At 56.1% G+C, this 3,896-nt stretch carries 1 protein-coding gene and 1 pseudogene; both read left to right on the plus strand.

Annotated elements, in window-relative coordinates; genetic code table 11:
* Nucleotides 1–314, plus strand: a pseudogene (locus BAA01_11405) (hypothetical protein).
* Between the two features lie 472 nt (nt 315–786).
* Nucleotides 787–3,537, plus strand: a complete 2,751-nt coding sequence (locus BAA01_11410) for a hypothetical protein (protein OUM84560.1) — start codon at nt 787–789, stop codon at nt 3,535–3,537.
* The last annotated feature ends 359 nt before the right edge of the window (nt 3,538–3,896 follow it).

A 3,896-nucleotide genomic window follows, 5' to 3' on the forward strand; every position in this document is an offset into this window, starting at 1 on the left:
TCCTCGATGCCTCGTCCGAACTTCGGGAGGCGTATGCGTTGTTGCAAGCCTTTCGGAAGATCCTCGGGGAAGGAAACACCGCAGCCTTGCGCTCCTGGCTTGAGCAGGCAAGCCGATCATCGCTGGGACCGATCCGAGGCTTTGCGAGGAGCATTGAGCAGGACATGGACGCGGTGACGAACGCGTTGACGTTGCCATGGAGCAACGGGCCGGTGGAAGGTCACATTAACAAGCTGAAACTCTTAAAACGGCAGATGTATGGGCGAGCAGGGATTGAGCTGTTGCGGCGGAGACTCCTGGCGATGGGATGCTGAGGGGGGAGACTGGGCTGCCATACTATCAAGGCTGCCCAATAGCATCGAAATTGCGGGAGACCCTATGTTGCCCCGGCGATGACAACGCCGGTAGAAACCTCTTTCATCCCGGCGATGACAGCCTCTCGACCAACTGCCCGTTTCCTCGTACCTGACCGCTCCCAGGTCCGGACAAGGGGAGTACCCCCCATCGTGGTCGTATGAGGCTTTCTTTACGCACCAAAGTTAGTTGCCAACTTCCAAGTCCTTCCGTCGCGCAGGAAGCCCTCCGCAAGTCCCACAATTTAGCCACCCGTTAGTACCACTTGTTGATTGTCCAAGGAATCCGGACTTGCCACATCTAAAACAGATCCGTGGATTTCTTTGTAGCTTCTTGTAGACGGGCCGCGTGGTTGGCGGGCTATGCATTCGGCCCGACTTTGGCCCGTTGGGGAGTCGTCACGATCTTTGAAAGCGCAGGCGGGGGTCACCTATGGCCTTTGTCCGTAATCCCGCTCCTCGATGGCATGAGCAAGTACCGGGTGCGAGATGGTTTCGTGCAGACCTCCATGTGCATACGTTGGATGACTTACCCTCTAACAAGGTAAGTATTCCGCCTGGTCTTAGGGGTTCTCCCGATGACCCAGCTTTCCGGAAGGCCTATGCTCGCGCTCTCTTGCAGGCGGCCATCGCCCGCCACATAGAAGTTCTGGGTCTGACGCCGCACTCCGCGGTTCTCGGTGGGTACGGTTTCGACAGCGTGACGTGGGAGATCGTTGAGACGTGGAACAATGATGTGGACGATGACGGTCTCCCGTTCCGAGACAAAATCTACGCGGTGTTCCCCGGGTTCGAACCTAGTCTGTCCATTGGCAGCAGAGGGGTCCACTTGTTGTTCTTGTTCGACCCCGAGATCGGTCGTGAACGCTATATTGCTGCCTTTCACGGGATAATGGGCGGCGCTTCCCCGTGGTCCAACGGCTCCCTCAGAAACTCGAAACTCGTTCCCCAAGAGGTCTTCGAGTGTCTCGAACACTTGAGAAAAGAGGACGGCGGGCGCTGGAACTACCTCTGCCTGGCACCCCATGCGTTTAACAAGGAATCGGGAGTGTTTGGGCAGCTAAAGAGCCAGATGTTGGGAATGTTTCCCGCACACATGGTCGCGGGATTGGAGCTCGACGATTCGAAGTTGCCGGCGGATTACAGCAACGTTAAATGGCTCGAAAGCGCAATGAAGAAATACCGGCAAGCTTTCTTCCATTCCAGTGATGCGTACAAATTCGATACGCAAGTCACTCCCAAGCCCGGTGAAGTCGGATATCGCTTCACTATGCTGAAACTGGCGAGTCCAACGATCGAGGCTGTCCGTCAAGCCTTCCTCGCCTCGGACTCACGCCTCCGACTTGCGTTTGAACGGGTTAATGGGGAACTTGTGGTCGCGTCGAACTTGCCGGATCCACTCGCAGGCTCTAGACCTTGGTTGCGCTCCGTCACCGTGGCCGGCGGCACGTCCTTTTTCGGGGGCCCAAATAGATGCCAGACCTTTTATTTCAACCCCGACTTTACTTGTGTAATTGGTGGGCGCATGGCGGGGAAATCGACTCTGCTCGACGGCTTGCGTTATTTCGGGGGGTACCGCTTGCCTGAGGACCGCTCTCTTACGAGCGACGTCGAAAAAAGGGGTCGAGAGCGTTTTGCCGCTGGAAACACCTCCATAGAGGTCGACGTGGTGGGTGCCGTTAGTAACGGTGGGAAGCTGAGTCAGCAATGGCCTGCTGTCTTTTTCACGCAGCGCGAGTTGCGCGCTGTTGTCGACGATCAAGCGTTGTTGCGTAGCCTTCTCTACAACATCGTGCCCGAATGCGCAAAACGCTTCCAATGGATTGAACGAATGTTGAACCGCATCGATCAGGAGCTTGAAAGAGAGGCGGACTCGCTAGACTCCCTCCAGCGTGTGCTCGGCGAACTGGAAGAGGAGTTTTTGGCAGTATCGTCTGCCCGCAAGTCACTGTATGCCTTCGAGCAGGCAGGCACGGAGCGTCTGACTCGTTCGCAAGCCGACCGGGCAGTGGTGCTCTCGTTCAAGCACCACCTAAAAGGCATAATTGAAGAAGTACGGATGGCCTTGGAAAAGATCGAGGGGGTGTCTGTACCAGAGTCAAGTGCTGAGCAAGTAGAACAAGCGTTGCATAAAGTAGAACGGGAACTCGTCCAACTGAAAGCGGGACCAGTTACCAACCTGCGAGCGCATCTATTGTCACTAGAGGAAAGGGTTGAAGCTGCAACCCACGTAGCCGAAGAGTTGACACGGAAAGTTCAGAAGGAGGTTTTCCAAGCCCTCACCGAACAAGGCGTGAGTGTGGAAGAGCTCGAAAGGTTCGACGCACTGACCCAAGCCGCCGAAAGGTACGAAGAAGTGAGGCTGCGTGTTGAGCACACGCGGAAACAAGTCGAGTATCATGAGCGCCGCTTCGCGCTGCTGGAGCGTGCTCGACACCGCCTCGTCCTACGTGAGCGGGAGCTTATGCGGAGAGTCGCCGGCGAAATAGAGACGCTGTTTGAAGGCTTTATTCGTCTGGAGATTGTCCCCGATGGTATTGTCGACGCGCTCGAGGGCTGGATTGCGTCCGTCCGCCAGCCGGGTCTCACCCGGTGGTGGAACGACTTTTGTCCAAAGATTCGTCATCTGCCCGCCGGCCGGGACAGCCTGGTAACCCTGATCCTTCGCCAAGATGAGCTACTGAACATGTCCGATAACGTGAGGCAACGGTTGAAGGAGGTTCTGACGGAGGAGCAACGTAGGCGGCTCAGGACGCTGAGGACACCCGATCGCTACATACTGCAGATGAAGGTGGCCGAGGGAGTTTACAAGGAGATGAACGAGCTCTCGGGGGGTGCGCAGGCAAGTCTAATTCTTTCACTTCTATTGGTGACGAACGACAACAGAGCGCTTATTATCGACCAGCCTGAGGACGAGTTGGACGCAACCTATCTCGTCAACTCGGCTCTTCCTGCGCTAAGACGGCTAAAGGGGCGTCGGCAAGTCATTTTCGTCACACACAACGCCAACATTGTCGTGAATGGGGATGCTGACCACGTCATTTATTTGGAAGCGGACCATGAACGGAGTACTATAGCTGCCCAAGGGGCAATTGAAATGCCACAGGTCAAAGCTGCCATCCTGAACGTCCTCGACGGTGGAGAGGACGCCTTTGGGCTTCGACGTGCCAAGTACGGGTTTTAATGCTCGGTAATTTCCAAGGGATCGTAATCGAGCAGTGGTCACCTCTGCCTATGACGTCCTTACAGACTGAGTGCCACTGCATTCTGGCGAGGACGCGCGCCCTGGAGTAGAAATCAAGCCTGATCGACTGGTACAAGGTCTTATGACTCCCAAGTAGCCCTCGCTCTGCGTCCTCTGACCGGTCTTTGACAGCCACACAGCAAAAGACCAGCTAAATCGCTATCAGGTTCGGACGTTTTGCCACTATGCCGTGCTTCGGAGTGTCTGCTCGGGCTCAGGCACCTCCAGGGCTTGCAGCAAACGCCGCTGGGTATCTGTCAGCACTGTGCACTGCATCCGTCGCTTGGACCCAAACTCGA

The organism is Bacillus thermozeamaize (assembly GCA_002159075.1).
GTDB classification, from domain to species: Bacteria; Bacillota; Bacilli; order ZCTH02-B2; family ZCTH02-B2; genus Bacillus_BB; species Bacillus_BB thermozeamaize.